Below are 3,424 nucleotides of genomic sequence, written 5' to 3'. Positions count from 1 at the left end.
AACACCGAAGGGAAGCGCCCGGAGGAAAGCCCGCGAGGGTGAGTACAAAGGAAGCGTCCGTTCCTTGAGAACTCAACAGCGTGCCAAAAGTCAACGCCAGATATGTTGATAACCCCGTCTCCAGCATCAGCTGGGACGCGGTTCCTTTGAAAAAACACAGCGAGGACGCTGTGAACCGGGGAGATTATTCCTCTTCCTGGTTCCGCTCTCGTGGTGTTGCACCGGATTACCGGTACACATTCACGGAGAGTTTGATCCTGGCTCAGGACGAACGCTGGCGGCGTGCTTAACACATGCAAGTCGAACGATGAAGCCCTTCGGGGTGGATTAGTGGCGAACGGGTGAGTAACACGTGGGCAATCTGCCCTTCACTCTGGGACAAGCCCTGGAAACGGGGTCTAATACCGGATAACACCCTCTCTCGCATGGGAGAGGGTTGAAAGCTCCGGCGGTGAAGGATGAGCCCGCGGCCTATCAGCTTGTTGGTGAGGTAGAAGCTCACCAAGGCGACGACGGGTAGCCGGCCTGAGAGGGCGACCGGCCACACTGGGACTGAGACACGGCCCAGACTCCTACGGGAGGCAGCAGTGGGGAATATTGCACAATGGGCGAAAGCCTGATGCAGCGACGCCGCGTGAGGGATGACGGCCTTCGGGTTGTAAACCTCTTTCAGCAGGGAAGAAGCGAAAGTGACGGTACCTGCAGAAGAAGCGCCGGCTAACTACGTGCCAGCAGCCGCGGTAATACGTAGGGCGCAAGCGTTGTCCGGAATTATTGGGCGTAAAGAGCTCGTAGGCGGCTTGTCACGTCGATTGTGAAAGCTCGGGGCTTAACCCCGAGTCTGCAGTCGATACGGGCTAGCTAGAGTGTGGTAGGGGAGATCGGAATTCCTGGTGTAGCGGTGAAATGCGCAGATATCAGGAGGAACACCGGTGGCGAAGGCGGATCTCTGGGCCATTACTGACGCTGAGGAGCGAAAGCGTGGGGAGCGAACAGGATTAGATACCCTGGTAGTCCACGCCGTAAACGGTGGGAACTAGGTGTTGGCGACATTCCACGTCGTCGGTGCCGCAGCTAACGCATTAAGTTCCCCGCCTGGGGAGTACGGCCGCAAGGCTAAAACTCAAAGGAATTGACGGGGGCCCGCACAAGCAGCGGAGCATGTGGCTTAATTCGACGCAACGCGAAGAACCTTACCAAGGCTTGACATACACCGGAAAGCATTAGAGATAGTGCCCCCCTTGTGGTCGGTGTACAGGTGGTGCATGGCTGTCGTCAGCTCGTGTCGTGAGATGTTGGGTTAAGTCCCGCAACGAGCGCAACCCTTGTTCTGTGTTGCCAGCATGCCCTTCGGGGTGATGGGGACTCACAGGAGACCGCCGGGGTCAACTCGGAGGAAGGTGGGGACGACGTCAAGTCATCATGCCCCTTATGTCTTGGGCTGCACACGTGCTACAATGGCCGATACAATGAGCTGCGATACCGTGAGGTGGAGCGAATCTCAAAAAGTCGGTCTCAGTTCGGATTGGGGTCTGCAACTCGACCCCATGAAGTTGGAGTTGCTAGTAATCGCAGATCAGCATTGCTGCGGTGAATACGTTCCCGGGCCTTGTACACACCGCCCGTCACGTCACGAAAGTCGGTAACACCCGAAGCCGGTGGCCCAACCCCTTGTGGGAGGGAGCTGTCGAAGGTGGGACTGGCGATTGGGACGAAGTCGTAACAAGGTAGCCGTACCGGAAGGTGCGGCTGGATCACCTCCTTTCTAAGGAGCACTTCTAGGCTGCCTCGGCAGTCCAGAGGCCAGTACATCAGCGAATGTCTGATGCTGGTTGCTCATGGGTGGAACGTTGACTATTCGGCACACTTGATCGTCTTCTCCTTCTAGTACTGCTCTTCGGAGCGTGGAGCGTTGAGGGAAGCGGTAAGGGTGTCGGGCACGCTGTTGGGTATCTGAAGGTACGGCCGGTTTTCGGCTGCCTTCAGTGCCGACCCCAGTGCACTCACTGGTTTCCAGTGGGGTGATGGGTGGTTGGTCGTTGTTTGAGAACTGCACAGTGGACGCGAGCATCTGTGGCCAAGTTTTTAAGGGCGCACGGTGGATGCCTTGGCACCAGGAACCGATGAAGGACGTGGGAGGCCACGATAGTCCCCGGGGAGTCGTCAACCAGGCTTTGATCCGGGGGTTTCCGAATGGGGAAACCCGGCAGTCGTCATGGGCTGTCACCCGCTGCTGAACACATAGGCAGTGTGGAGGGAACGCGGGGAAGTGAAACATCTCAGTACCCGCAGGAAGAGAAAACAACCGTGATTCCGGGAGTAGTGGCGAGCGAAACCGGATGAGGCCAAACCGTATGCGTGTGAGACCCGGCAGGGGTTGCGCATGCGGGGTTGTGGGATCTCTCTTTCACAGTCTGCCGGCTGTGAGACGAGTCAGAAACCGTTGATGTAGACGAAGGACATGCGAAAGGTCCGGCGTAGAGGGTAAGACCCCCGTAGTCGAAATGTCAGCGGCTCGTTTGAGAGACACCCAAGTAGCACGGGGCCCGAGAAATCCCGTGTGAATCTGGCGGGACCACCCGTTAAGCCTAAATATTCCCTGGTGACCGATAGCGGATAGTACCGTGAGGGAATGGTGAAAAGTACCGCGGGAGCGGAGTGAAATAGTACCTGAAACCGTGTGCCTACAAGCCGTGGGAGCGTCGGACGGAGAGCTTGCTCTTCGTCTCGTGACTGCGTGCCTTTTGAAGAATGAGCCTGCGAGTTTGCGGTGTGTTGCGAGGTTAACCCGTGTGGGGAAGCCGTAGCGAAAGCGAGTCCGAATAGGGCGATTTAGTAGCGCGCTCAAGACCCGAAGCGGAGTGATCTAGCCATGGGCAGGTTGAAGCGGCTGTAAGAGGTCGTGGAGGACCGAACCCACCAGGGTTGAAAACCTGGGGGATGACCTGTGGTTAGGGGTGAAAGGCCAATCAAACTCCGTGATAGCTGGTTCTCCCCGAAATGCATTTAGGTGCAGCGTCGTGTGTTTCTTGCCGGAGGTAGAGCACTGGATAGGCGATGGGCCCTACCGGGTTACTGACCTTAGCCAAACTCCGAATGCCGGTAAGTGAGAGCACGGCAGTGAGACTGTGGGGGATAAGCTCCATGGTCGAGAGGGAAACAGCCCAGAGCATCGACTAAGGCCCCTAAGCGTACGCTAAGTGGGAAAGGATGTGGAGTCGCAGAGACAACCAGGAGGTTGGCTTAGAAGCAGCCACCCTTGAAAGAGTGCGTAATAGCTCACTGGTCTAGTGATTCCGCGCCGACAATGTAGCGGGGCTCAAGCGTACCGCCGAAGTCGTGTCATTCCAGCAATAAGCCCCAACGGGTGCTGGGATGGGTAGGGGAGCGTCGTGTGCCGGGTGAAGCCGCGCCGGAAGGCAGG

General features: G+C 57.5%; 2 rRNA genes. Both read left to right on the top strand.

What is annotated here, in order from left to right:
• Nucleotides 1-239 precede the first annotated feature (239 nt).
• Nucleotides 240-1,765 (top strand): 16S ribosomal RNA (locus AOK03_RS21595).
• 310 nt (nucleotides 1,766-2,075) lie between these two features.
• Nucleotides 2,076-3,424 (top strand): 23S ribosomal RNA (locus AOK03_RS43495); the annotation flags it as partial.

This window comes from Streptomyces atriruber, from assembly GCF_001418325.1.
Lineage (GTDB): Bacteria > Actinomycetota > Actinomycetes > Streptomycetales > Streptomycetaceae > Streptomyces > Streptomyces atriruber.
Note: the sequence above shows the minus strand (reverse complement) of the source record. Positions and strands in the feature narration are given on the sequence as shown.